This window comes from Pseudomonas fungipugnans, assembly GCF_029955235.1.
Classification (GTDB): domain Bacteria; phylum Pseudomonadota; class Gammaproteobacteria; order Pseudomonadales; family Pseudomonadaceae; genus Aquipseudomonas; species Aquipseudomonas fungipugnans.
The window spans coordinates 1935695-1961170 of record NZ_JARBWL010000002.1 but is presented as its reverse complement, the minus strand read 5'-3'; the positions used below and the strand labels follow the sequence as shown (position 1 = coordinate 1961170).

The window sequence follows — 25476 nt, the reverse complement described above, 5'->3', positions numbered from 1 at the left end:
CGGGCATCCATTATTTCGGCCCGTGATTACGCAAAAAAACCTCCTCCCCCATCGCCGCAATCTGCCCCTCGATCAACGCCTCGAACGGTCTCAGTAGCGGCTCGAACGAGGTCGGCGTTTCCAGGGTCTGCAATGCCTGCACGATCGCCTCCACCGTCGACAACGCACCCGGCCCCGGCGCCTTGCGCAATCGATAGCGGGACACGCCGCCCCCCGCCAGCGTCACCCTCGGCAACGCGGCCAGCAACGGGTTGAGGTGCAGCATCTTGCGTGCCTTGCGCCAGGTGCCGTCCGGGACGACCAGCAACAGCGGCTCATCGATTTCACAATAGGCCTGCATCGGTTGCGCGTCGTCACCAGGAAATAACAGGCGTGCCTGATAACCTGGGCGGTTCAACAGTGCCGGTAAATCGTCGAACACCTCACCCACGATCAACTCGGCATTGTTGAGCCCTAACGCCGCCAAGCGTGCGGTGTTCAGCGCGTGGTTCACCTCGCTCGGGTGCTGTAACAGCAACACCCGGGTGCGGCTGTCGAGGCTCGGGATCAGCGGACACAGGCAATGAGTTTGCGGACGCATGCAACGCTGGCACTGGATTCTGGACATGTTTTTCAAGCCTGATTGAGCTGTGCTTTGAGCAAATCACGGAAAGTCTGGATCAACGGTTCACGGCTGCGGCCCCGACGCACGATCATCGAAAACGGCGCCTGATAACCGAAGGTCGCCGGCAGCAGCACGCGCAAATCACCTTTGTCGGCCCACGCCTGAGCGTAGTGCTCGGGCAGGTAGCCGATGTAGGCACCGGACAGCACCAGAATCAACTGCGCTTCCATACTTTCCACCGTAGCGGCGCTGTGTTTGAAACCGTGACGCGCCAGCTCGGCCTGGCTCCAGTAGCCGCGACCGACCATGCGCTGCTGGGTGATGACCTGCTCGGGAATACGCCTTTCGGTGAACAGCGGGTGGCGGCTGCTGCAATACAGCCAGTGCTGTTCGCGGTACAGCGGCATGTACACCAGCCCGCTCATGCGCGTGGAAAACGCGCCGATGGCCAGGTCGAGACGGTTGTCCTGCACGCCGAGTTGCAGCTCATAAGGGCTCATGACTGACAGGTGCAGATGCACCGCCGGGTGTTCCTGGCTGTAGGCGCCGATGGCTTCGGCGAACGGCAAGGCCTTGTCGCTGACGGTAGAGTCGATGACGCCGAGGTTCAACGTACCGCGCAATTCGCCCTTGAGCGCGGCGGCGTATTGTTCGAAGCCTTCAAGTTCACCGAGCAGGCGCAGGGTTTCCTGATGGAACAGTTCGCCCTTGCTGGTCAGGCTGAAACCACCGCGACCGCGATGGCACAGCACCAGGCCGAGCGCCGATTCAAGCTGGCTCATGTAGGTGCTGATGGCCGAGGTAGAGAGGTTGAGCTCGTGCTGAGCGTTGGCGAACCCCTGATGCCGGACCACGCTGACGAAGATGCGCAATAGTTTCAGGTCGGGTAAAGCGTTGGCCATGGGGTACTCCGATCGCAAGGTCATGCCTGTTGATTTTGTGGCGAGGGAGCTTGCTCCCGCTCGGCTGCGCAGCAGTCGCAAATCTGCCGACGTGGAGTGCCTGACACATTGAGCTGAATGGTTTCGGGGCCACTTCGCGCCCAAGCGCGAGCAAGCTCCCTCGCCACAGGGTTCTGCGTGTGGGCAGAAGTCTATCGCCACCCCCGCCATTAGTTTAGAAAAATCTGAACTAAGTATTTGCCCGCAGCGATTCTTCTCGCCCACTGCATTTCGCAGAATCGGCCCCCAGCGGTGCCCGAACCTTTTTGGTTTGGCGTGACCGACATAAATAAAACAACGACGATGAGGCCTTACCCGTGGACAAGATTCTTCACCAACCACTGGGCGGCAACGAAATGCCGCGCTTCGGCGGCATCGCCACCATGATGCGACTCCCCCATTTGCCAACCGCTGCCGGCCTGGACGCTGCCTTCGTTGGCGTGCCGCTGGACATTGGTACTTCGCTGCGCCCCGGCACGCGCTTCGGGCCCCGTGAGATTCGCGCCGAATCGGTGATGATCCGCCCGTACAACATGGCCACCGGCGCCGCCCCGTTCGACTCGCTGTCGGTTGCCGACATCGGCGACGTGGCGATCAACACCTTCAACCTGCTGGACGCCGTGCGGATCATCGAAGAGTCCTACGACGAAATCCTTGAACACAACGTGATCCCGCTGACCCTGGGCGGCGACCACACCATCACCCTGCCGATCCTGCGTGCCATCCATAAAAAGTACGGCAAGGTTGGCCTGGTGCACATCGACGCCCACGCCGATGTCAACGATCACATGTTTGGCGAGAAAATCGCCCACGGCACCACCTTTCGTCGCGCCGTTGAAGAAGGGCTTCTGGACTGCGACCGCGTGGTGCAAATTGGCCTGCGGGCACAGGGCTACACCGCTGAAGACTTCAACTGGAGCCGTAAACAGGGGTTTCGCGTGGTGCAGGCCGAAGAGTGCTGGCACAAATCCCTGGCGCCATTGATGGCCGAAGTTCGCGAGAAAGTCGGCGGCGGTCCGGTGTACCTGAGTTTCGACATCGACGGCATCGATCCGGCTTGGGCGCCAGGCACCGGCACCCCGGAAATCGGCGGCCTGACGACCATTCAGGCGATTGAGATCGTGCGTGGCTGCCAGGGTCTCGACCTGATCGGTTGCGATCTGGTAGAAGTCTCGCCGCCGTACGACACCACCGGCAACACCTCGCTGCTGGGCGCCAACCTGTTGTACGAAATGCTCTGCGTACTGCCTGGCGTAGCCCATCGCTGAGGATCGGTCATGAACGAACGTGATCAGGTACTCAATGCCGCCGCCGAACTGGTGTCGGCCTTTGCCCGCAATGACCGCGACGCTTATTTCGGCGCCTTCAGCGTTGATGCCAGCTTTGTGTTCTACACCCTCGAACAGCCGCTGCTGTCACGCGATGCCTATCAGGCGTTGTGGGACCACTGGCGATCCGAGGATGGCTTCCAGGTGCTGTCTTGCACCTCGAGCAACGCCTTCGTCAGCTTGCAAGGGGACGTGGCGATTTTCATCCATGACGTGGCCACCGAGCTGCGCATGCAAGGGGAGCTTCACCTTAGCCAGGAGCGCGAGACCATCGTCTTTCGCAAACAACAACAAGGCCTATGGCTGGCCTGTCATGAACATTTGTCCGCAATGCCGGAAGGGCTGCCATCCCCTTAGCCAAACAGGTGACGCTCACACACGATGAGCGCGCCTTTATGATCGGAGCTGATCATGAATAACAACAACAATGACCAAAGCCTTACGCAAATAGAAACCCATGGGGTCGAGCAGATCCCGGACAACGAACGCACCGCAGGCCCGACGGACTTGTTCCGGATGATCTTCGGTGGTTCGAACACCTTCGCCACCGCCGTACTCGGCAGTTTCCCGGTGCTGTTCGGTCTGTCTTTTCAGGCCGGCGTCTGGGCAATCGTGCTGGGCGTTTTACTCGGTTCGTTGATCCTTGCGCCGATGGGCCTGTTCGGCCCGCTCAATGGCACCAACAACGCCGTGTCTTCCGGTGCGCACTTCGGTGTCCACGGGCGGATTGTCGGTTCATTTCTGTCGCTGCTGACCGCTATCGCGTTCTTCTCGCTCTCGGTGTGGAGTTCGGGTGACGCGTTGATCGGTGGCGCCAAACGCCTGATCGGCCTGCCGGAAACCGACCTGACCCTGGGCCTGGCCTACGGCCTGTTCGCGATCCTGGTATTGACCGTGTGTATCTACGGTTTCCGCTTCCTGCTGTGGGTCAACAAGATCGCGGTGTGGAGCGCCAGCCTGTTGTTCATGCTGGGCGTCTTCGCCTTCGCCGGTCCCTTCGATGTGAACTACGCCGGCACCGTGAGCATGGGCCAGCCGGGTTTCTGGGCAGCCTTCATCGGCGCGGCACTGGTGGCGATGAGCAACCCGATTTCCTTTGGTGCGTTCCTTGGTGACTGGTCGCGCTACATCCCTCGCGACACCTCCAAGGGCAGGATCATGGCGGCGGTGGTGCTGTCGCAGATCGCCACGTTCATCCCGTTCCTGTTCGGTCTCGCGACCGCCACCATCGTGGCGATCAAGGCGCCGGACTACATCGCGGCCAACAACTATGTCGGTGGTTTGCTCGCGGTGTCGCCGAACTGGTTCTTCCTGCCGGTGTGCCTTATTGCGGTGATCGGCGGCATGTCCACCGGCACCACCTCGCTGTATGGCACCGGGCTGGACATGTCCAGCGTGTTTCCACGGGTGTTGTCGCGGGTCAAGGCGACGTTGCTGATCGGGGTGATGTCGATTGCCTTCATCTTCATCGGGCGCTTTGCGGCGAACCTGGTGCAGAGCGTGTCGACCTTCGCCGTGCTGATCATCACCTGCACCACGCCCTGGATGGTGATCATGATCATCGGCCTGCTGGTGCGTCGCGGTTTCTACTGCCCGGATGACTTGCAAGTGTTCACCCGTGGCGAAAAAGGTGGCCGCTACTGGTTCACTCACGGCTGGAACTGGCGTGGTCTCGGTGCCTGGATTCCGAGCGCGGCGGTCGGCCTGTGTTTTGTGAACTTGCCGGGGCAGTTTGTCGGGGTGCTGGGCAATCTGGCGGGCGGTATCGACATCAGCCTGCCGGTGACGCTGGGCCTCGCTTCGCTGGTGTACCTGGCGCTGCTGAGTCTGTTCCCGGAGCCGGCAGCGGTGTTCGGGCCGCAGGATGTTCGTAGCCAGGGCAACAACACCACGGCAAAGCCTGAACTACGCCAGCCCGCCTGACACTGATCAACCTGTGGGAGCGAGCCTGCTCGCGAAGACGGCGGTACATCCAACATGGATGTGACCGACAGAACGCTTTCGCGAGCAGGCTCGCTCCCACAGCGGGCGCCGCGAAGCACGACCTTTGTTTCACCATAAAAAATACAATCGGAGACACGCCACCATGGCACTGGATTTATTCGTCGTCCTCATCTACGCCGCCGCGATGCTCGTGCTCGGCTATTACGGCATGCGCAAGGCCAAAACCAACGAAGACTACCTGGTCGCCGGTCGTAACCTCGGCCCGACCCTGTACATGGGCACCATGGCCGCCACGGTACTGGGCGGCGCGTCCACCGTCGGCACCGTGCGCCTGGGCTACGTCCATGGCATTTCCGGTTTCTGGTTGTGCGCGGCATTGGGCTGCGGGATCGTGGCGCTGAATCTGTTCCTCGCCAAACCGCTGCTGAAACTGAAGATCTACACCGTGACCCAAGTGCTGGAAAAGCGCTACAACCCGATGGCCCGCTCGGCGAGCGCGGCGATCATGCTGGCCTACGCGCTGATGATCGGCGTGACGTCGATCCTGGCCATCGGCACCGTGCTGCAAGTGCTGTTCGGCCTGCCGTTCTGGATGTCGGTACTGCTCGGTGGCGGCGTGGTGGTGGTGTATTCGACCATCGGCGGCATGTGGTCGCTGACCCTGACCGACATCGTCCAGTTCGTGATCAAGACCGTGGGCCTGATGTTCATCCTGCTGCCGATCTGCCTGTACCGCGTCGGCGGCTGGGATGAACTGGTGCTGAAACTGCCGGCGTCCAACTTCAGCTTCACCGCCATCGGTTGGGACACCATCATCACCTACTTCATGATCTACTTCTTCGGCATCCTGATCGGTCAGGACATCTGGCAACGTGTCTTCACCGTCAAGACCGCCAAAGTCGCGCAATACGCCGGCACCTTCGCCGGGCTCTACTGCATTCTCTACGGCCTGGCCTGCGCACTGATCGGCATGGCTGCACACGTGCTGATCCCCAACCTGGACAACGTCAACAACGCCTTTGCCGCCATCGTCAAACTGTCGCTGCCGGATGGCATCCGTGGTCTGGTGATCGCTGCCGCCCTGGCCGCCATGATGTCCACCGCCAGCGCTGGCCTGTTGGCTGCTTCTACCACCCTGACCGAAGACCTGCTGCCGAAACTGCGCGGCGGCAAACCGTCGAGCCTGTCCATCAACCGTCTGTTCACCCTGCTGACCGGTATCGCCGTGCTGGGTATCGCACTGATCGTGAATGACGTGATTAGCGCCCTGACCCTGGCCTATAACCTGTTGGTGGGCGGCATGCTGATCCCGCTGATGGGTGCGATTTTCTGGAAGCGTGCGACCACCTCCGGCGCCATCGCCAGCATGGGCCTGGGCTTTGCCACGGCGCTGGTGTTCATGGTCAAGGACGGTCTGGACGCCAACACCCCGATCTACTACAGCCTGGGTGTGGGCCTGGTGAGTTTTGTGCTGGTGAGCTTGCTGTCCCGTCGCCCTGCCCCGGTGGCCAGTGCGATCTAAGCTGAACACAACGACTTGATGCTTTCTTCGACGAGTGTGACACGGGCGGGTCCTCCCACTTGTCACACTCGTTTTTTTTCGTCTGAAGGAATCTGCTTATGAAGATCGTCAGCCGCGATCAGTGGTTCGAGGTCAAACAGCTCAGCGACGGCATCCGCCTGATTCACGAGCCGTACATCCGGCCCTTCTATCGCTGCAACCTGTGGCACATTCAGGGCCGCGACAAGGACTTGCTACTGGACAGCGGTTCCGGACTGGTGAGCCTGCGCGAGCAATTGCCGTGGATCACCGAGCGGCCGTTGGTCGCGGTGGCCAGCCATTGCCATTTTGACCACATTGCCGGGCATCATGAGTTTGCCGAACGGCTGGTGCATCCGGCTGAGGCGCAAATCCTCGCCTCACCGGACGGCGACAACACGTTAGCCACGGCATTTGTCGGTGACGAGATGTTCGAGGCGCACCCGGATTGCCCGCTGTGCTACGCCCAATACCGCGTCAAGGCAGCGCCGGCCACCGGGCTGATCGAGGAAGGTGATGTGCTGGATCTGGGGGATCGGGTGCTGGAAGTGTTGCACACGCCGGGGCATTCACCGGGCGGGATCAGCTTGTACGAGGCGGCCAGCGAGACGCTGTTCAGCGGCGACATCATCTACGACGGGCCGTTGATCGAAGACGCCTATCACTCCAATCTCGACGACTACGCGCGCAGCTTGCGACGCTTGCAGACGCTGCCGATCCGCACGGTGCATGGCGGGCATTTCGGGAGTTTTTCGGGGGAGCGTTTGCGGGGGATGATTGATGAGTGGTTGCGGGTGCACCGCTGAAAAGAGCGCAGCCTGCGCCAACCCCTGCACAAACACACCCAATCGCAACCTCGGCACAAGCGTTGCCGAAGGCTGCGATCTTCAAGCCTTACCGCCGACGCGGCTGGCGGCGGCGCTGTTCGTCGTCCGTACGAATAGGCACAGGTTGCAGAGGCGGTTCGATCAAACCGAGTGCGACACCGAGGTCGTGCAGCCAGTTTTGGATTTTCTCTTTCATGGTGCCCCCTTCAGGGTAGTGCCGGGTGGCGTAATTCTGTAGCCACTTCGCACTGATAATAGTCCGAAGTCCTACGCAATGCTCGCCGAAGATCGCAATGATCTGTTACTGAATTGATCCAAATCCTTGGGCATTAGTTCAAGCGCTGTCCCGGGCCTGCATCGACGCTGCCGGATAAACCGCCTGTTGCTGCTCGATCCACGCGTTCAGGTTGGCGCCCACCATGCCTTTGCGCCACATCAGCCAGGTGGTGGCGCGGGCAAACGGCTCGGCCAACGGGTGCACCGCCACGCTTTCGCGGCCCGGCAGGCTGGCCAGCATCGACTCCGACATCAGCGCCACGCCCGAGCCGGCAATCACACACGCCAACATCCCCGGATACGACTCGATCTCCATCGCCCGGCCCATGGCCGCGTGGTCGTGGGCGAACCAGGCTTCCAGGCGCATGCGGTAAGAGCAGCCCTGACGAAAGGTAAATACCGAGCGCCCCTCGACATCCAATGCGCTGTGGATCGGCGGGTGATCGGCTTCACTGATCAGCACCAGCCGTTCGTCGCACAACGGCACGCCGTCGAGCCCGGCCAGCTCCAGTGGCCCGTCCACCAGCGCCGCATCGAGACGCCCGGTGAGCAGCCCTTCGAGCAATTCGCCGCTGGGCCCGGACTGTACTTGCAGGTTCACCGCCGGGTAGATGCGGTGATAACGGGCCAACAGACCCGGCAAGTGAATCGCCGCGGTGCTGTACATGGTGCCCAACACAAAGTCCCCGGCCGGCTGTCCGCCCTGCACCGCCGCGTGCGCTTCGTCGTGTAAGGCAAACAGCCTGGCGGTGTAGTCCAAGAGGACTTTTCCCGCAGGTGACAACTGCAAACGCTGACGCTCACGAACGAAAAGCTCTACACCCAGCTGTTCTTCCAGCTGTTTAAGGCGCGTCGACAGGTTCGACGGCACCCGGTGCAGGCGTTCGGCGGCGCGAGTGATCGAGCCCTCTTGCGCTACCGCCTGGAAAATCCGCAATTGGCTGAATTCCACACTATTCTCCAAATCAGAACAAGTTACTCACTATTATTCATTTTTAAAGAAAGTCAATCAGTCCTAGCCTGACGGTCATTGATCCTCGAACAGGAGCCTGGACCATGTCCCCGCTGATTCGCTTAACCGCCAGTTTTATCGCCTTGATGATGGCCATGGGCATTGGGCGTTTCGCCCTGACGCCGCAACTGCCGCACCTGATCAGCGAAGGCCAGATCGACCTGACCGCCGCCGGTCTGATTGCCGCCGCCAACTACCTCGGCTATTTCGTCGGTGCGGTGGATGCGATGTTCTCGCACCGCCCTGAACAAGTGCGCCGGCGTCTGCTCGGCGGCTTGTGGCTGTGCGTGCTGCTGACCCTGGCTTCGTTCTGGGCCAACGGGTTCTGGACCCATCTGCTGCTGCGTTTCGGCACCGGGGTGGCCAGCGCCTGGGTGTTGGTGATGATCACCGCCCTGAGCCAGCCATTGGCGGCGGCGGCAGGTCGCCCGCGACTCGGGGCACTGGTCTTTGCCGGACCGGGCCTGGGGATTTTTCTGACAGGGCTGTTGGCGCTGGGCTCGAACCTTTTGCAGCAAACCTCCGCGACCTTGTGGCTGGTGTATGCCGCTGTCGGGCTGGTGATGCTGCTGGGTATTCTGCCGTTCCTGCCGCAGCCAGGCGTCCAGGCGAACGCACCGGCCAGCGCGTCCTCGGGCAATCCCGGTGTCGGACGTTTGCCGCTGATCTATGGTCTGTACGGGTTGGGCTACATCATCCCGGCCACTTTCCTCTCGCAAATGGCCAGCGCACAGTTCCATGGGCAATGGCAGGCGGATCTGTTCTGGCCCTGCTTCGGCCTGGCGGCGGCACTCGGCGTGGTGCTGGTGAGTCTGCGTCGGCACAATCCGAACGCCACCCGACACTGGCTGATGGCGACTTTGTGGCTACAAGCCGCCGGGGTATTTGCCTGCCTGCTGGGCAGTGGTCCGGGGCTGGCGCTGGGGGTGATCCTCTGCGGGACGCCGTTCCTGGCCTGCATGCAGCTGGTGATGCAACGCTCCCGGGAGCTGGCGCCCCACGCCACCCAGCGCAATGCCGGGCTGCTGACCGCCTGCTTTGCCGTGGGTCAACTGTGCGGGCCGTTGTTGGCGGCGCTGAGCAGTCATTTCAGCGGCGGTTTGCAACCGGCACTGATCGTCGCCGGCAGCGGTTTGCTCATCGCCGGCGGCTTGTTGCTCAGCCCGGTCACTGTTGGCCGAGGGCTTTGCGCAGCCGACGGCGCATCCACTGCTCAGCGCTGACAAACGTGATGCCGAGCAGCACCAGCACGGCACCGATGATGAAGTTCAGGCTCAGCTCCTCGCCCAGCAGCACCACACCGAAAGTGACGCCGAACAGCGGCGTCATGAACGAAAACACTGCCAGGTTCGCCGCCATATACCGGCGCAGCAGCCAGAACCAGATCAGGTAACTGCAAAACGAAACCACCAGCCCCTGAAACAGCACGCTGGCTACCGCCACGGGGGTCAGGCTGACATGGGTGACCTGACCGCTGAGCACCGCAATCAGCAGCAGGCCGACAAAACCGACAATCAGTTGGTAGAACAAGGTCAGGGTCACTGGCGCTTCCGACAGCCGCGAAGCCCGCACCACCACCGTGGTTGCGCCCCACGCCGCGCCGGCCAGCACGCCCAGTGCGTCGCCCATCAGCATGCGGTGGTCAAGGTTGTCCCAGGAAACGCCCCCGGCAAACGCGATGGCGATGCCGATAAACGCCAGGACAATTCCCAGCCATTGCAGCGGTCGCAAACGCTCACTGGGCAGCAGCCAGTGCACGCCCAGCGCGGTGAATATCGGTGCGGTGTAAAGGAACACCGACATGTGCGCCGCCGTGGTCAGTTGCAAGCCTTCGGAAATGAAGAAGAACTCCAGGCCGAACAACGCGCCCGCCAACAGGCCACCGCGCCAGGTGCTGCCCACTTGATCCCAGCCGCCCTTCCAGCAGATCAGCAGACCGACCAGCAACGCGGAAATGCCCGAGCGCCCGACCGCCTGCATGACCGGTGCGATATCCGGCGCGGCCCATTTGATCATCACCTGCTGCACACCCCAGACCAGGCACAAGCCGATCATCACCTGCAGGGCAAACCCGTCGGCGTTACGCCGTGTGGCGCTCACCGAAACACCTCGACAACACAATCCATGGCAGGCACTCGACAGTAAAATACAAAGCCCCGACCTGCTTGTTGAACAAGCAGCGCCGGGGCGAGAGGTCATGCCGTCGATTATCAACCAGGCGGGCAAAAAATGCCGCCTGTCAGAGACCTTTAAATGGCGGGTTGCGTCATGCCCCAGCCTTGCGTGCCAGCCAGTAGCCGACGGAACTGGCAACACTGGTGGCGAACGCACCCCAAAACATGTCGATCACCACCAACTGCGCCGACCAGCCTCGCAATGTCGCCCAGTTGCTCAGGTCATAGGTGCCGTACGCCACCAGCCCGAGCAATGCGCCCAGGCAAGCAGCGCGCCGCCAGGTAATCGCCGGCAACACCACGAACACCACGCAACCGACGACATATAGGAGATAGAACAACGCTGCCGGAGCCAGCAGCGGTTGGTCGAGCATCAACGAACCGAGCAGCGCGCGGTAGGTCGGCGCCATCAGCACGCCGAGCCAGAGCCCGTCGAGCACAAGAAACGCCAGCAAGGTGCCAGCGTAGGCGAACAAGGCTTTTTTCATCGCAGTCCAACCCCATGTAATATCCCTACATGGGGCCGGCGCGAGGTCAGCTTAGTTCAATGCGATCAGCATGAATGACGATCTGGCCGTTCTTGTACAACGCGCCGATGGCCTTCTTGAAGTTGCCTTTGCTGACGCCGAACATGCTGCTGATCAGCGTCGGATCGCTCTTGTCGCTGATCGGCAGGGTGCCATTGTTGTCACGCAGTTTGGCGAGGATCTTCGAGTTCAGGCTGGTGGCCGCTTCTTCGCCCACCGGTTGCAGGCTCAGGCTGATTTTGCCATCGCTGCGCACTTCCTTGATAAACCCCTTCTCTTCCTTGCCGGCGCGCATGAACTTGAAGATTTCGTTCTTGTGAATCAGGCCCCAGTGCTTGTTGTTGATGATCGCCTTGAAGCCCATGTCGGTGGCTTCGGCAACCAGCAGGTCAACTTCCTGGCCCGGGGTGTAGCTGGCCGGCGTCTTGTCCAGATAACGGTCCAGGCGCGCCGTGGCGGTGATGCGACGGGTGTGCTTGTCGAGGTAGACGTGCACCACCACATATTCACCGGCGGTCATCTGGCGTTTTTCTTCGGAATACGGCAGCAACAGATCCTTCGGCAAGCCCCAATCCAGGAACACGCCGATGCTGTTGACTTCAACGACTTTCAAACTGGCAAATTCACCGACCTGAACTTTGGGTTTTTCAGTGGTGGCGATAAGTTTGTCATCGCTGTCCAGATAAATAAAAACGTTCAGCCAATCTTCATCTTCGCTGGGAATATCTTTGGGGATATAACGATTAGGCAGAAGGATTTCGCCATCCGCGCCACCGTCCAGATATAAACCGAAGTTAGTGTGTTTAACCACTTGCAAACTGTTGTAGCGCCCGATTAAAGCCATTTCAATACCCTCATTGCGTGGCGGCATTCTACCCGCTTTTACGGGCGGCGGTCGGCACCCGGCCCGGTGGCGCAAGAAAATCCTTGGCGGGCTTTGATTTTCACGGTTTTTTTAGAGGTACGAAGGCCGCTCGTCAGGCCGATCCTGCCCTCCCGACCCGCCTGCACGGCAAAAAACACGCTTCTTCATAGCCTGCGTTCTTATTTGAAAACAGCGGCTTAGGCGGATATTTCAAACAATGACTGGTGAATAATCGAGTCACCGCATCGGTTATTTCAGGGGGATATTTACCAAGCAATTGTCAAGTATTTCCTGTACTATGCCTGGCCAAGTTAATTTTCTACAGGTTAATGGCCGCCATGCGTGTAAAAGCATCCAACAGCAAAGCAAAGCCAGCTCCAGCCGTTGAAACCAGCGAATCGATCAACAGCCAGATTGCTGCGTTCCTCAAGTCCGGCGGCGAAATCCAGCAAATCGCCAAAGGCGTCAGCGGCCAGACATTCGGCCCGTCCAAGCAGATCACGCTGGGCAAAAAGTAAGACCTGCGTTAACTGGTCCATAGGCGCTTTGAGCTTCGAAGCGTCTGGACTGGAACCCACCTCGCAACACCCTCGCTGAACCCATCAATATTTCATAAATCGACGAACGGCCCTCGATGCCGATCATTCGCCGGTATGCTTGCACACGTCTGGATCAAGCGTTTCGACAGGTTTCTGATTCCTGCTCTCTCGCTGTTCATGGAGTGACGCATGCTCAAACCCTCTTTCTTGTTGCTCGGCACCTTGCTGTCGTGTTCGCTCGCCCACGCGCAAATCTTCCAGCGTGAATGGGGTGACTTCGACCTCAAACTCGGCACTACGCCCGCCCGCAGCATGGCCCAAGGGCTGGTAAAACCGGCCAGCACCGGCTCGTTCCATGGCGGTCTCGACCTGGGTCATGACAGCGGCTGGTACGTCGGCCAGTGGTCGCCGAGCATGGGTTTGAGCCCCGGCAGCAATCTCGAAGTCGACTCCTACATGGGGTTTAAACAGCCCTTCGACAAAACCCTCGGCTACGAAATCGGCATGATCCACTACAGCTATCCGAAAGTGGACACGCTCGACAGCCAGGAATTCTTTGGCGGCTTGACCGTACTGGGCAGCCGCTTCGGTGCGGCCTTCAGCAACGACCCGGACAAACAGAACAGCACCCTGTTCGCTGACTTGGGCGGTAATCAGCCATTCGGCGTCGGGATCAGCATGAAATACACCACCCACCAGCTCAACACGCCGGCCTCTGTGGACGGCGGCACGGTGGGCAGTTTCAACGACTGGTCGCTGCAACTGTCACGCGCCTTCATGGGCGTTGACCTGGACCTGATCTACAGCGACTCCAGCCTCAGCGGCAACGATTGCACCGCCTACTCCGGGCACAACAGCCAGTGCGACGGCTTGTTGACCCTCAAGGCCGAACGGGCCTTCTATTGATCGGCTGAACTGCCGGGCTCATCCTGCGTTCACATAAAGAGAACCTACGCCTTCGCAAGGACTCGCTCATGACGCGCCGGTTAAAGCACCTCTTGATGCTCATCACCCTCAGCCTCACTATCACCGCATGCAGCCGTGTCGGGCTGGCCTATCGCAACCTCGACGTGATCATCCCGTGGACGCTCAGCGACTACCTCGACATGAACGGCGAGCAAAAAGGCTGGTTCAACGAACGCCTCAAGGAACACCTGAGCTGGCACTGCACCACACAATTGCCGGGCTACCTCGACTGGCTGGATCGCTTGCAGGCGATGGTCGAGACCAATCAAGTGACCGACGAGGCACTGCAAGCGCGCACCCAGGAAGCCAAAGCGGCCATCGCCCAGACCGCCCGCGAAATCACTCCGTCCGCCATCGAGTTGTTACAGGGCCTGGACGACAAGCAAGTGGCGGACATGAACGACGCCTTCGCCAAGGACCAGCGTAAGCGCCAGGACGAATACCTGAAACCGTCGCTGGCCGAGCAAATCAAGGATCGCAGCCAGCGCATGGACAAACGCCTCAACGACTGGCTCGGCTCCCTGAGCCCGAGCCAGGAACAGCGAGTAGTGACGTGGTCTAACGCCTTGGGCGATCAGAATCAGCAGTGGCTGGCTAATCGTGTTCACTGGCAGCAACAGTTCAGCGCGGCGGTGGCGCAGCGCCAGAGCGCCGATTTCCCGCAAAAGATCGAGACGCTTCTGGTGAACCGGGAAAGTTTATGGACACCGGCTTACCGTCAGGCCTACGCCAACACCGAGGCGCAGGCGCGAGGGTTGATCGTTGATTTGATGGCCACCAGCACGCCGGCGCAACGGCAGCGGTTGTTGAAGAAGATTGACGGGGTGCGCAAGGACTTCAATGATTTGAAGTGTCTGAAAGCCACGAAGCGAAGTTGAAAAAAAACACACATCCCCTTGTGGGAGCGAGCCTGCTCGCTCCCACATTAGATAATCGGCATCAAGCAATCTGTGCCTTCGACGCCACCTCATCAAACGTCGCCTCATCCAGCGCGTCCGCCTGCTCATCCAGCACTTGGCGCGGATGATCATTGCCCGGAATGCTGCTGTCGATCAGGCTCAACAAGCTCGAGCCACGCGCCGTCAAAATAAAGTTCTCGCCGTTACCGCCCTCATCCTCTGGCCGCGACTCGATAAAGCCTCGGTCCAGCAGTAACTTTTCGTACTCGGTTGCGACCACTTTAAGGTGATCGAGGTTACCAATAGGCTCGCCTTCCTCAGCTTTTTCCGCCGCATGCTGCTCGGCGTAGGGCCTTGGCGTAAAGCTGTGACCGGCGCTGTTCTGCACTTCGTGCAGCAAGCGCTCAATCAAATCCCAGTTATAAGTCGTCATCCTGATTCAACCTCCAAGCCAGAAAGTGAGATGGCCTTCATAGTTGTGACCGGCGCGGCACGTAGCCGTTCAGCCGGGATTTCAGGGCCTACCGACGGGCGGGATGTCGATTGAAGAGTGGACCAAACGACTAGTCTTTGTCAGTCACCTCCCAGCCGCCCGCAGGAGAAATCGTCATGAACATGCAGAATCATCCCGTCGTGTCGCGAGACGAATGGCTCGCCGCCCGCAAGCAGCATCTGACCCACGAAAAGGCCTTCACCCGAGAGCGCGACAAACTCAGCACCGAGCGCCGCGCGCTGCCGTGGGTAAAAATCGACAAAGACTATCGCTTCCAGGGCCCGAACGGCGAACAGACCCTGGCCGAGCTGTTTGGCGACCACAGCCAGTTGATCGTCTACCACTTCATGTTCGCCAGCGGATGGGACGAAGGCTGCCCCGGCTGTTCGTTTCTGTCCGACCATATCGATGGTGCCAACCAGCACCTGGCCCACCACGACATCGCGGTGGTCGCGGTTTCTCACGCCCCGCTCGCCGAATTCCAGGACTTCAGGAAACGCATGGGCTGGAAATTCGACTGGGTCTCGTCAGAGGGAAGCGACTTCAACTACGACTTCGGCGTTTGCGCCCATGCAGAAGAAGTCGCGACGAAAACGGCCACCTACAACTATGAAAAATCCGACGGCGCCGAGGAAGAACTCCCCGGGCTCAGCGTGTTTTATCGCAACGATGCAGGTGAAATTTTCCACACCTATTCCACCTACGCCCGCGGCCTGGACCTGCTGGTCGGTGCCTACAACTACCTCGACCTCACGCCCAAGGGCCGCAACGAGGACGAAATCATGGACTGGGTACGGCATCACGACCGGTATGACGGAGCAGCCAAAGCCAGTTGCTGCCACGAAAAATAGCCTCGACATCAAGCAAATGTGGGAGCAAGCCTGCTCGCGAAAGCGGCCAAACAGCCAACATTGATATTGACTGAAACACCGCTTTCGCAAGCAAGCCAATCCCCAAAGCGATCAACGCCTAGAAAGCAATACTGGCGCTCAGATTGCCCCCGACGCCGCTACTGTCTCCACCACCCATCACCTTCAAATCCGCCCCCAGACTGACCACCCCACGCGTCGCCGTCAGGTTCAGCCCCGCCTTGTACAGATTGCGCGAAGCAAACGCCGACTCCTGCTCGATGCCAATCGCGTAGACAGTGCCTTTGCCAGTCACGCGCGGATCGCTCAACGCCCGCTCGTAGCCCAGGCTCAATGCTGGCGTCAGCCGCCAGTCGGCCATCGGTCGAGGATCGAAACCCACCTTCAGATCGGTCACCAGGCTGGTCACGGTCTGGCCGACGCTGTCCACATCCAGCGCCAGCTCACTGCCCTTTTCCTGAAAGCCATCGAGATTCAAATGAGCCACCCGCACGCCGATTTCAGGCTCAAGGTGCAGCGGCCCCTGTATCGTCAGGTAACCGAGACTGGCCTTGGCGCTGTAAAACGAACCGTCGGTATCGCCCTTGGCCGAGCCCAGACCGCCGCCGAGATCGCGCTTGCTGTCGTAATCGATATAGCCGGCACTGGCCAAAATGGCGGCATAAAGGCCCGATTCCAGGTCCGCAAAGCCGTATCGCCCACCGATACTGACGAATGTGCTGTCAGTCTTGACGGTGCCGCCTGCTGCACTTATCGACCCTTGGTTGTAGCCGAATTCGCCATGGGCGCTGGTCTGCGCGTCGAAGCGATGCACGCCCCCCACCAGCGTGCCAGCAGAGTGCTCGCCGCTGCTGGCGACCCGGTTTGAACCGTCGGTGCCGAGGTAGCCCGCCAGCGCGCTCATCCACAGCGACGACTGCCCAGCCTGCAAGGTGTTGCCGGCGATATACGGGCGGATCGTGTCATCGATCAGGGCCGGCTGGCGCAACAGGTAACTGGCCGCATCCGCATGGACCTGGCCACCGACTCGGGACTCGACACCGCCCAACGTACCGGCGTCTATCGCCGATTGCAGGTAATAGTTGTAAGCGGTGTAACGACCGGACAGCGGCGAGTCCTGCAAGGCATTGAGCAAGCCGGCGCCGGCAGCGGCATTGCCGCTCAGGTCCGGCTCACCGGGCAACAGCGCGTACTTCACCAACTTGCCGCGCAACACGTAAATGGTCGCCTGATCCAGCCCGAGACCTTCTTTCAGATAGTTGTCCATGGTGCCGTAACTGGCGGTCACCTGGTCCAGCCCGGCCTGCAAGTAACTGGCTTCCACGCCCAGCAGCGGTGCATAAATCGCCGCCGCTGCCGGCGACAACTTGTTCATCTGCGCCAGGGTCGCCGACACCCGTGCGGCGGTGTAGGTGTTGGTCGCCAGGTAGTCACTCATCACCGTGGCCGAATCCACACCGGCCAGGGTCTGCAAGACCGCCGCCGTCCACCCCGTGCGATCCTTGCCGGCGGTGCAGTGGAACAATGCGGCGTCCTCACTGCTGGCCAGATCCCGGAACAACTGCGCAAACCGCGAACGCACACCGCTGTCGGTGACAAACGTGCGGTTCATGTTCTGCAACATGCTCCGCGCAGCCGCCGCCGAGGTCGGCATGAAGCTGTCACTGGACGCCGTGCCGATGATGTTGATGTTGGTGTAACGAGCGCCCGCCGGCAGCGTATCCGGTGTACCGGCGATCTCGGCCGGGGTGCGCAGATCGAAGACGTTGCTGATGTTCAGCGAGTTCAACACCGCCAGATCCGACCCGGCTGGCGTCAATGCGTTGGAGCGGTAAAACACCCCGCCACGCATCGTCCCGCCGTGGCGGGTGGAATACGCGGTGGTAGTGCCGGCGACGTCACGGAAGTTGTCGATACCGCTCAGGACAGGGGTGTTCAGCGGTGTGCTGGCGGCCAATGCGGTAGCGGTTTGCAGGCAGAGCACAGAAGCCAGGGACAGTTTGAAGGAAGGAGTCACGGGTTCGCCTTAGTGTTTTTGGAATGAAAGCGAAGGCGAGTTTGGGACAGGAATGTTTTGTAAATGTGACAAACATAATTAAAAACTGTGTACAAAATGACGACTTGAACTTTCAACCCCCAGCAGCCTCAACCGGTTAACTGCCCAACACGGATCCCGAGGCCCCCCATGAAAATCCTGTTGAAGTTGTCCGTCATCGCCACCCTCGCCTGCACCCTCCCCGTCTGGGCCTGCACCCCTGAAGAAGCCACTGCCAAGCGTGAGCAACTGGCTCAGGAAGTGTCCCGACTCACAGAACAAAATCCGCAGAAAGCCAAGGAAATAAACGAAGAGTTGCAGAAGATGGACCTGGGCACGGCCAGCGCGGATCTGCCAGACAAGTGCCAGTTGATTGATCAACGGCTCAAGGAGCTGGATACGGCGGACAAGAAAGTCGAGGGTTGAGCGCTTAACGGCAAGATCAAAAAATCGCAGCCTGCAGCAGCTCCTACACAAACAGGCATAGGCGCTGCAGCAAGCTGCGATCTTTTGATCCAGATAATGCACAAATGCATTTATTTATTTGCATAAGCGCATATCCACTTCTAAGGTTACCTCGAGAGCGGATCGGAACGCGCCATCGAGATGGCAAACCACAGACCCCGAAAGCTCGGTAATACCGCAACAAAACACACAAGCTGGACGCTTGTTTTCACTCATGGAGGATTGAAAAATGTTAACCACTGAAGCAACCCGATTCACCGGTGAAGGAATGCCCCTGTGCATGGCCGATCACCTGCTCGACCCGCATCTGGCGGACGTGGAAGTAGATGCCGAACACGCCCTGCGCGCTTCCGCCAGCCTCAACTTCAACATGCAGCCACAAACCCAGAGCAACTGGTGCTGGGCGGCCGTTTCCTCGTCGGTCGGCAACTATTACGGCACCGGGTCCTGGACTCAGTGCGGTGTGGCCAACGCCGAACTGGGCCGCAACTCGTGTTGCAATCAACCGGGGCCGTGCAACGTGTATGGCTATCTGGATTCGGCCCTGCAAACCACCCGCAGTTTCAACGGTATGAATCAGGGGTCGTTGCAGCTGTCGGCCATCGAAAACCAGATCAACATGGGCCGTCCCGTCGGCCTGCGCTGTGCCTGGTACGGCGGCGGTGCACACTTCCTGACGATCTATGGCACCAATGGCAACTACTTGCAGATCGCGGATTCGATTTACGGCTACTCGACTCGCGCCTTGAATTCGTTCCCCGGTTCGTACAACGGCGGCGGCAACTGGACCAACACTTACTTCACCCGTAAAAACTAGGAGGGCACAATCATGCAACTGACTTATCCAAAGGCGCCTTCCAACGGCGTGCAAACCCTGCGTCCGGTGCTGCAAGCCGCGCTGCAGACCCAAGGCTTCGGCATCAACCGGCAGTTTGCCAACGCCAAGGCCAGCAAGATCAGCCTCAGTGGGGCATATCGCGGCTACTCGCTCACGCTGGAAGACTTGAGCCAGGGCAAAACCTTGAAAGACGCCACGACCGGCGACTGGCATTACCTGGTGTTTTCCGATGGCGTCACGATTGCCGACGCGCAGTTGGCCGAAGTGCGTGGCCATGTCGAGTTTTCCTCGCTGAACCACGGGGCCATGGCGGCCGCTACGGTGGGCGCGTTGAAACTGGCGGAGCAGTCGCCATCGCTGCAAGGTAAAACCGTTGAGCTGCGGGTGCTGTATGTTTCAGCACTGCACTTTGTGGCGATCTGGCTGCATGACGGCAATAGCGACGTGCTGATCCCGATCGAGCCGACCCCCAAGGATCTGGCGGTCACCCGCTTGTACAGCGAAGCGGCTGTGCTGGCGCTGCTGGGCCCGAAAGCTCATCAGGCCAAACAGCGCTTTGATGCGGACACCACCGGGCTGTTGGGGAGCTGACCGCTGCTGAAAAAAAAAAACCCGGACAGTGTCCGGGTTTTTTTATTGGCTCGCTGTTACTGCTTATTCAGCAGCAGGCGCTTCTGGCTTGCGGCGCTTGAGCGGCGCCATGCCGTCCTTGCTGACCAGCGACAGCGCGTCGGTCTTCGGCCGGTTGGCGATCTTGCGTTTGGTCGGTGCCTTGGCGCCGGTCTTTTTCTTCTCGCCTTTGGCGTCGACTTTTTTCTTCTTCACGCCGACGGCTTTACCCGAGGCCTTGACCTTTTTCGGTCCGCCGTAGACGCCTTTGACTTCCTTGATGGTGCGGCGCTCGAAGCTCTGCTTGAGGTAGCGCTCGATGCTCGACATCAGGTTCCAGTCGCCGTGGCAGATCAGCGAGATCGCCAGGCCTTCGTTGCCGGCACGCCCGGTACGACCGATACGGTGAACGTATTCGTCGCCGCTGCGTGGCATGTCGAAGTTGATCACCAGGTCCAGGCCTTCCACGTCCAGGCCGCGAGCGGCAACGTCGGTGGCAACCAGGATTTTCACTCCGCCCTGCTTCAGGCGGTCGATGGCCAGTTTGCGGTCCTTCTGGTCTTTCTCGCCGTGCAGCACGAACGCCTTGTATTCCTGCGCAACCAGACGGCCGTAGATACGGTCGGCCATGGCCCGGGTGTTGGTGAACACGATGGCCTTCTGGTATGTCTCGTTGGCCAGCAGCCAGTTGACGATCTGTTCTTTGTGCTGGTTGTGGTCAGCGGTGATGATCTGCTGACGGGTCGTCGCGTTGAGGTCGCTGACGTTGTTGACCTGCAGGTGCTCAGGGTTGTTCAGCACCTTGGCCACCATGTCGCGCAGCCCCGAACCGCCGGTAGTGGCGGAGAACAGCATGGTCTGCTGACGGTTGGTGCACTCGGCCACCAGACGCTGCACGTCATCGGCAAAGCCCATGTCGAGCATGCGGTCGGCTTCGTCGAGGACCAGCACTTCGACTTCTTTCAAGTCCAGGTTGCCGGCGTTCAGTTGCTCGATCATTCGTCCCGGCGTACCGATCAGGATGTCCGGCACCTTGCGCAGCATGGCGGCCTGGACCTTGAAGTCTTCACCGCCGGTGATCAGGCCGGACTTGATGAACGTGAACTGGGCGAAGCGCTCGACTTCCTTGATGGTCTGCTGGGCCAGCTCGCGGGTCGGCAGCAGGATCAGGGTCTTGATGCTGACGCGGACTTTGGCCGGGCCGATCAGACGGTTGAGGATCGGCAAAACGAAGGCGGCGGTTTTGCCGCTGCCGGTTTGCGCTGTCACCCGCAGGTCACGCCCCTGGAGCGCCAGCGGAATGGCCGCTGCTTGCACAGGCGTTGGCTCGACAAATTTAAGCTCGGCCACGGCTTTGAGCAGGCGTTCGTGCAGGGCGAATTGGGAAAACACGGGTGCTACCTCGAAGAAATACAAAAAAACAGCTGCATAGGGTAACGGTTTCGAGCGCGAAGGCCGAGTTTCTTTATGCAAACGACAGTAAACAGTGGCTTTTTTGTTGCCTGATTTGTCTCCAGGGGTAATACGAAGCGTCTTAAATGCTCTAATCGCCCTGTCGCATTCCAAAGAAGAATCGTTTTACCCATGGATATGAAAAAGCTCTGGCTCAACATTCAAGACCTCTGGGGCGCTCTCGACCAGCACCCTCTGCTGCATTCGAGCCTGGCGCTGATCCTGTTACTGGTCATTGCGCTGGCGCTCGGACGAGTGGCGCGTTACCTGATTATTCACGGCACCAAAATGCTCGGCCGCCAACCGGCACTGCATTGGGTCAACGACCTGCGCCACAACAAGGTGTTTCACCGCCTGGCACAGATGACGCCGTCGCTGGTGATCCAGTTCGGCCTGTACCTGGTGCCGGACCTGAGCAAGACCAGCCTGATCTTCCTCGGCAACGTGGCGCTGGCGTTCACCATCCTGTTCCTGCTGCTGGCGGCTGGTGCCCTGCTCAACGCCCTGCTGGACATCTATGCCCGAACCGAACACGCCCGCACCCGCTCGATCAAGGGCTACGTGCAACTGACGAAAATGGTCTTGTACGTGCTCGGCGCGATCATCATCGTTGCCACGTTGATCGACCGTTCGCCGTTGTTGCTGCTATCAGGTCTGGGGGCAATGTCGGCGGTGATTATCTTGGTCTACAAGGACACCCTGCTGTCGTTCGTCGCCAGCGTGCAACTGACCAGCAACGACATGTTGCGGGTCGGCGACTGGATCGAAATGCCGCAAGTGGGCGCCGACGGTGACGTGGTGGACATCACGCTGCACACGGTCAAGGTGCAAAATTTCGACAAGACGATTGTTTCGATCCCGACCTGGCGCCTGATGTCCGAGTCGTTCAAGAACTGGCGCGGCATGCAGCAGTCCGGTGGCCGACGGATCAAGCGCAGCCTGTTCATTGATGCCAGCGGGGTGCGTTTCCTGCGTGATGACGAAGAGCTGAAGCTGTCGCAGGTGCACCTGCTGACCGACTACATGAACCGTAAACAAGCCGAACTCAAGGCCTGGAACGAAGCCCAGGGCAATGTTGCGGTGATGTCGGCCAATCGTCGGCGCATGACCAACCTCGGCACTTTTCGCGCTTATGCCTTGGCGTATCTGAAAAGTCATCCGGAAATACAGCCGAACATGACCTGCATGGTCCGCCAGATGCAGACCACTGCCCAAGGTATCCCACTGGAAATCTATTGCTTCACCCGGACCACGGCCTGGGTCGATTACGAGCGGATTCAGGGGGATATTTTCGATTACCTGCTGGCGGTGTTGCCGGAGTTTGGCTTGAGCCTGTATCAGCAACCGAGTGGCGGGGATTTGCGGGCCGGTTTGCTGCCGGCGATGCTGGGGGCGAGCCATATTCCCGAACCCCAGAAACACATCATGTAGCACCGATAAACACTTGTGGGAGCGAGCCTGCTCGCGAAGGGGCCGTATCAGTCAGTATTGATATCAACTGACAGACCGCCTTCGCGAGCAGGCTCGCTCCCACAGGTTTGATCGACTTCAGACTCCGGGTTACTTGACCTGCCGTTGCGGTGCCTTGTGCACCATGGTGTAGGCGTAATCCACGCCCATGCCGTACGCGCCGCTGTGTTCGCGCACCAGCTCCATCACGGCGTCATAGGTTTCCTTGTGAGCCCAGTCGCGCTGGTATTCGAGCAACACTTGCTGCCAGGTCACCGGCACGGCGCCCGCCTGAATCATCCGTTGGATCGACATGTCGTGGGCTTCTTTGGTGGTGCCACCGGAAGCGTCGGTGACGATGTACACCTCATAGCCTTCGGCCAACGCTTCGAGTGCCGGGAAGTTCAGGCAGACCTCAGTCCACAGCGCGGCCATGATCAGTTTCTTGCGGCCTGTGGCTTTCACGGCGGCGACCAGCGCCTTGTCTTCCCAGGAGTTCATCGAGGTGCGTTCGATCGGCTGATGGTCCGGGAACACACCCAACAATTCCGGCCAGATGTAACCGCTGAAACTTTCGGTTTCCACCGACGTGAGGATGGTCGGCACGTTGAAGATCTTCGCCGTCTTGGCCAGGGCCACGGTGTTGTTCTTCAGGGTCTGGCGGTCGATCGATTGCACGCCGAACGACATTTGCGGCTGGTGGTCGATCAGGATCAGGGTGGAGTTGGTAGGGTTGAGCAGTTCACGGATAGACATGGCGAGTTCCTTTTGATGTCGAGGTATTCAATGAGTAATGGGTGAGTCACCGGTTGCCTTCTGAGGCGTTGCTGGCGGCTTGGAAGTAACTTTAAGGGCTGGAATAAAAAGGGACAATTACCTAAAATCGAGAATCATTGATTCTAAAACAGGGACAATCATGGATCGCATCGAATGCATGCGTGCGTTTGTCGTCACGGTCGGCGAGAACGGCTTTGCCGCGGCAGCCCGGGCCATGGATGTGCCGCGCTCGAAAGTCAGCAAACAGATTCAGGCGCTGGAAGAAGCCATCGGCGTGCAGTTGCTGCAGCGCACCACCCGCAGCCTGCACCTGACCGAGGCTGGCGCCGAGTATTTCGACGCGGCGCGCGAAGTGCTGGCGTCGCTGGACGAGGCGGAGCAGCGTGCCCGTAACGGCATCGGGGAGTTGCGGGGAGTTTTGCGGGTGAACGCGCCGATGTCGTTTGGGCTGCGCCGGCTGGGGCCGCTGATTCCGCTGTTCCATGAACAGCACCCGAACATCGAGTTGCAACTGGTGCTCAGCGACCAGCAAGTGGACCCGGTACGCGGCGGTTTCGACGTGACCATCCGCATCGCCAGCCTGCCGGACTCAACGATGATTGCCCGGCAACTGGCACCGGCGCCGCGCATCATGGTGGCCTCCCCCGCTTACCTGGCGCGCGCGGGCACGCCGCAGACGCCGCAGGATTTGCGTCAGCACCAGTGCCTCAATTACGGGTATCTGCAGAGCGGCGTCAGCCTGCAGTTGTGCAATGGCAAGGAGACGCAACGGGTCAACGTCACCGGGCCGTTGCACGCCAACAACGGCGACTTGCTGGCGCAGGCGGCCGAGGCCGGCATGGGCATCGCGCTGCTGCCGGACTTCATTGTCGATGACGCGCTGGCGGCGGGCCGGCTGCTGCCGCTGCTGTGCGAATGGCAGGCGCCGGCGATCAGCATCAATGCGGTTTATCCGTCATCACGCCGGGTGCCGCAGAAGACCCGCACGTTCATCGATTTTCTGGTGACGCAGTTGGCGCCCAAGTAACACAGCCCTCCCACAGGAATTAATGGGCAGCGGTAGCTCGGCGTACACCCAACCGACTGATCCACACCGCCAGCAAAATCACTGACCCGCCCAGGAACAACCGCCCCAGTTCTTCATGCTGATTCCAGATCAGCAGATTGATCAGCAACCCGACAGGCACATGCAGGTTGTTCATCACTGCCAGCGTGCCGCCATTGACCATGCACGCACCCTTGTTCCACCAGTACAGACCCAGCGCGGTCGAAACCAGTCCGAGGAACAGCAGCACGCCCCATTGCAGCGGTGCTTCGGGCAGGAAGTTCTGTTTGCCGAACAACAGGAAGGCCGGCAACGCCACCGCCAATGCGCCCAGGTAGAAATAACCGAAGCGCCGGTAGTGCGGCAGATTGCTCGGATGGCGGGCCACCAGATGCTTATAGAGCACCTGCCCGGCGGCGTAGGTGAAGTTGGCCAGTTGCAGCAGCAGGAAACCCATGAAGAAGTCCGGGTTGATCCGGTCATAGCGAATCACTGCCGCGCCAGCCACCGCCACCAGCGCCGCAACCAATGCCCAGGGATTGAAGCGCCGGTTCAGTGCGTCTTCGATCAGGGTCACGTGCAAGGGGGTGAGGATGGTGAACAGCAGCACTTCCGGCACCGTCAGCACCCGGAAGCTCAGGTACAGACACACGTAGGTGACGCCGAACTGCAACGCGCCGATCAGCAGCATGCCGCGCATGAATGCCGGCTCCACCGAACGCCAGCGCGTCAACGGAATAAACACCAGCCCCGCCAGCAGCACCCGCACCAGCACCGCGAAGTAACTGTCGACATGCCCGGCCAGGTACTCGCCGATCAAACTGAAGGAAAACGCCTGAATCAGCGTGACAAAAAGTAGATAGCCCATGCTCGCCTCGTTTCGAATGGCGGCGACGATAGCGGGTTTTGCCTGATACCGCGAACAGTCATACACCACAAATCCATTGTGGGAGCGAGCAGGCTCGCTCCCACAGGGTTTCTTGCGTCGCCTACCAAATCGCG

Annotated in this window: 27 protein-coding genes; 15 read left to right on the top strand and 12 right to left on the bottom strand. The window is 60.0% G+C overall.

The features are described from left to right. Nucleotides 1–10: 10 nt before the first annotated feature. On the bottom strand, nt 11–607 hold the full coding sequence (locus POF45_RS24045; RefSeq protein ID WP_282316929.1) for a tRNA-uridine aminocarboxypropyltransferase: 597 nt from the start codon (nt 605–607) through the stop codon (nt 11–13). A 5-nt stretch (nt 608–612) separates the two neighbouring features. After that, nucleotides 613–1506, bottom strand: coding sequence for a LysR family transcriptional regulator (locus POF45_RS24040; protein ID WP_259500592.1), 894 nt, complete (start codon nt 1504–1506; stop codon nt 613–615). A gap of 356 nt (nt 1507–1862) precedes the next feature. Between POF45_RS24040 and speB the strand changes: the two genes are divergently transcribed. The 5 genes from speB to POF45_RS24015 all read left to right on the top strand — a co-directional run bounded on the left by speB (nt 1863) and on the right by POF45_RS24015 (nt 7163). Next, nucleotides 1863–2813 (top strand): agmatinase, encoded by a 951-nt coding sequence (gene speB, locus POF45_RS24035; protein WP_259500590.1) that lies wholly within the window; start codon nt 1863–1865, stop codon nt 2811–2813. Nucleotides 2814–2822: 9 nt separating this feature from the next. Then, nucleotides 2823–3230, top strand: coding sequence for a YybH family protein (locus POF45_RS24030; protein ID WP_259500588.1), 408 nt, complete (start codon nt 2823–2825; stop codon nt 3228–3230). A gap of 54 nt (nt 3231–3284) precedes the next feature. Next, complete coding sequence (locus POF45_RS24025; protein ID WP_282316928.1) at nt 3285–4796, top strand: purine-cytosine permease family protein; 1512 nt, start codon at nt 3285–3287, stop codon at nt 4794–4796. Between the two features lie 163 nt (nt 4797–4959). After that, nucleotides 4960–6339, top strand: a complete 1380-nt coding sequence (locus POF45_RS24020) for a sodium:solute symporter family protein (protein WP_259500584.1) — start codon at nt 4960–4962, stop codon at nt 6337–6339. Between the two features lie 98 nt (nt 6340–6437). Continuing rightward, complete coding sequence (locus POF45_RS24015) at nt 6438–7163, top strand: MBL fold metallo-hydrolase (protein WP_282316927.1); 726 nt, start codon at nt 6438–6440, stop codon at nt 7161–7163. 88 nt (nt 7164–7251) lie between these two features. On the opposite strand, the gene POF45_RS24010 is transcribed toward POF45_RS24015, so the two are convergent. Both POF45_RS24010 and ptrR read right to left on the bottom strand, forming a co-directional pair. Further along, on the bottom strand, nt 7252–7380 hold the full coding sequence (locus tag POF45_RS24010; RefSeq protein ID WP_003184145.1) for a PA1414 family protein: 129 nt from the start codon (nt 7378–7380) through the stop codon (nt 7252–7254). Between the two features lie 138 nt (nt 7381–7518). After that, nucleotides 7519–8412 carry a putrescine utilization regulator PtrR gene (gene ptrR, locus POF45_RS24005; RefSeq protein ID WP_259500574.1) on the bottom strand — a complete coding sequence of 298 codons (894 nt, stop codon included), beginning with the start codon at nt 8410–8412 and terminating at the stop codon, nt 7519–7521. A 104-nt stretch (nt 8413–8516) separates the two neighbouring features. On the opposite strand from ptrR, the gene POF45_RS24000 reads away from it, so the two are divergent. Further along, nucleotides 8517–9695: an MFS transporter gene (locus tag POF45_RS24000; protein ID WP_259500572.1), complete on the top strand. Its 1179-nt coding sequence runs from the start codon at nt 8517–8519 to the stop codon at nt 9693–9695. Here the strand turns inward: POF45_RS24000 and POF45_RS23995 are convergent. From POF45_RS23995 to POF45_RS23985, 3 genes are all read right to left on the bottom strand, one after another. Beyond that, entirely contained in the window at nt 9640–10572 is a 933-nt protein-coding gene (locus POF45_RS23995; protein WP_282316926.1) for a DMT family transporter, read from the bottom strand. The two genes, POF45_RS24000 and POF45_RS23995, sit on opposite strands and share 56 nt — an antisense overlap. Nucleotides 10573–10738: 166 nt before the next feature. Continuing rightward, nucleotides 10739–11134: a DUF2177 family protein gene (locus tag POF45_RS23990; RefSeq protein WP_282316925.1), complete on the bottom strand. Its 396-nt coding sequence runs from the start codon at nt 11132–11134 to the stop codon at nt 10739–10741. Between the two features lie 46 nt (nt 11135–11180). Beyond that, nucleotides 11181–12017 (bottom strand): CvfB family protein, encoded by an 837-nt coding sequence (locus POF45_RS23985; RefSeq protein ID WP_259500566.1) that lies wholly within the window; start codon nt 12015–12017, stop codon nt 11181–11183. 350 nt (nt 12018–12367) lie between these two features. Here POF45_RS23985 and POF45_RS23980 point away from each other — a divergent pair, with 350 nt between their 5' ends. The 3 genes from POF45_RS23980 to POF45_RS23970 all read left to right on the top strand — a co-directional run bounded on the left by POF45_RS23980 (nt 12368) and on the right by POF45_RS23970 (nt 14421). Further along, on the top strand, nt 12368–12556 hold the full coding sequence (locus POF45_RS23980; RefSeq protein WP_172668627.1) for a PFL_1563 family small protein: 189 nt from the start codon (nt 12368–12370) through the stop codon (nt 12554–12556). A gap of 210 nt (nt 12557–12766) precedes the next feature. Continuing rightward, on the top strand, nt 12767–13483 hold the full coding sequence (locus tag POF45_RS23975; RefSeq protein WP_259500564.1) for a TorF family putative porin: 717 nt from the start codon (nt 12767–12769) through the stop codon (nt 13481–13483). 68 nt (nt 13484–13551) lie between these two features. Continuing rightward, on the top strand, nt 13552–14421 hold the full coding sequence (locus tag POF45_RS23970; RefSeq protein WP_259500561.1) for a DUF6279 family lipoprotein: 870 nt from the start codon (nt 13552–13554) through the stop codon (nt 14419–14421). Nucleotides 14422–14482: 61 nt separating this feature from the next. Here the strand turns inward: POF45_RS23970 and POF45_RS23965 are convergent, their stop codons facing one another. Then, complete coding sequence (locus POF45_RS23965; protein WP_259500559.1) at nt 14483–14875, bottom strand: transcriptional regulator; 393 nt, start codon at nt 14873–14875, stop codon at nt 14483–14485. Between the two features lie 176 nt (nt 14876–15051). Between POF45_RS23965 and POF45_RS23960 the strand changes: the two genes are divergently transcribed. Beyond that, nucleotides 15052–15786 carry a DUF899 domain-containing protein gene (locus tag POF45_RS23960; RefSeq protein ID WP_282316924.1) on the top strand — a complete coding sequence of 245 codons (735 nt, stop codon included), beginning with the start codon at nt 15052–15054 and terminating at the stop codon, nt 15784–15786. Between the two features lie 118 nt (nt 15787–15904). Here the strand turns inward: POF45_RS23960 and POF45_RS23955 are convergent, their stop codons facing one another. Beyond that, the gene (locus POF45_RS23955; RefSeq protein WP_431978617.1) at nt 15905–17821 is read right to left on the bottom strand and encodes a tyrosine-protein phosphatase; all 1917 of its coding nucleotides are present in this window, start codon (nt 17819–17821) and stop codon (nt 15905–15907) included. 168 nt (nt 17822–17989) lie between these two features. Here POF45_RS23955 and POF45_RS23950 point away from each other — a divergent pair, with 168 nt between their 5' ends. The 3 genes from POF45_RS23950 to POF45_RS23940 all read left to right on the top strand — a co-directional run bounded on the left by POF45_RS23950 (nt 17990) and on the right by POF45_RS23940 (nt 19733). Next, a complete protein-coding gene (locus POF45_RS23950) occupies nt 17990–18265 on the top strand; it encodes a hypothetical protein (protein ID WP_282316923.1) in 276 nt (91 codons plus the stop codon). Nucleotides 18266–18533: 268 nt separating this feature from the next. Further along, on the top strand, nt 18534–19121 hold the full coding sequence (locus tag POF45_RS23945) for a papain-like cysteine protease family protein (protein WP_259500553.1): 588 nt from the start codon (nt 18534–18536) through the stop codon (nt 19119–19121). A 12-nt stretch (nt 19122–19133) separates the two neighbouring features. Continuing rightward, nucleotides 19134–19733, top strand: coding sequence for a hypothetical protein (locus tag POF45_RS23940; protein WP_259500551.1), 600 nt, complete (start codon nt 19134–19136; stop codon nt 19731–19733). 63 nt (nt 19734–19796) lie between these two features. Here POF45_RS23940 and POF45_RS23935 read toward each other — a convergent pair whose 3' ends face one another. After that, nucleotides 19797–21143 carry a DEAD/DEAH box helicase gene (locus tag POF45_RS23935; RefSeq protein WP_259500549.1) on the bottom strand — a complete coding sequence of 449 codons (1347 nt, stop codon included), beginning with the start codon at nt 21141–21143 and terminating at the stop codon, nt 19797–19799. Nucleotides 21144–21335: 192 nt separating this feature from the next. On the opposite strand from POF45_RS23935, the gene POF45_RS23930 reads away from it, so the two are divergent. Beyond that, nucleotides 21336–22634, top strand: coding sequence for a mechanosensitive ion channel family protein (locus tag POF45_RS23930; RefSeq protein ID WP_259500547.1), 1299 nt, complete (start codon nt 21336–21338; stop codon nt 22632–22634). A 129-nt stretch (nt 22635–22763) separates the two neighbouring features. Here the strand turns inward: POF45_RS23930 and POF45_RS23925 are convergent, their stop codons facing one another. Continuing rightward, the gene (locus POF45_RS23925; RefSeq protein ID WP_259500545.1) at nt 22764–23408 is read right to left on the bottom strand and encodes a hydrolase; all 645 of its coding nucleotides are present in this window, start codon (nt 23406–23408) and stop codon (nt 22764–22766) included. A 160-nt stretch (nt 23409–23568) separates the two neighbouring features. On the opposite strand from POF45_RS23925, the gene POF45_RS23920 reads away from it, so the two are divergent. Further along, complete coding sequence (locus POF45_RS23920) at nt 23569–24456, top strand: LysR family transcriptional regulator (protein ID WP_259500542.1); 888 nt, start codon at nt 23569–23571, stop codon at nt 24454–24456. Between the two features lie 19 nt (nt 24457–24475). Here the strand turns inward: POF45_RS23920 and POF45_RS23915 are convergent, their stop codons facing one another. Then, nucleotides 24476–25342, bottom strand: coding sequence for a carboxylate/amino acid/amine transporter (locus tag POF45_RS23915; protein WP_282316922.1), 867 nt, complete (start codon nt 25340–25342; stop codon nt 24476–24478). Between the last annotated feature and the right edge of the window lie 134 nt (nt 25343–25476).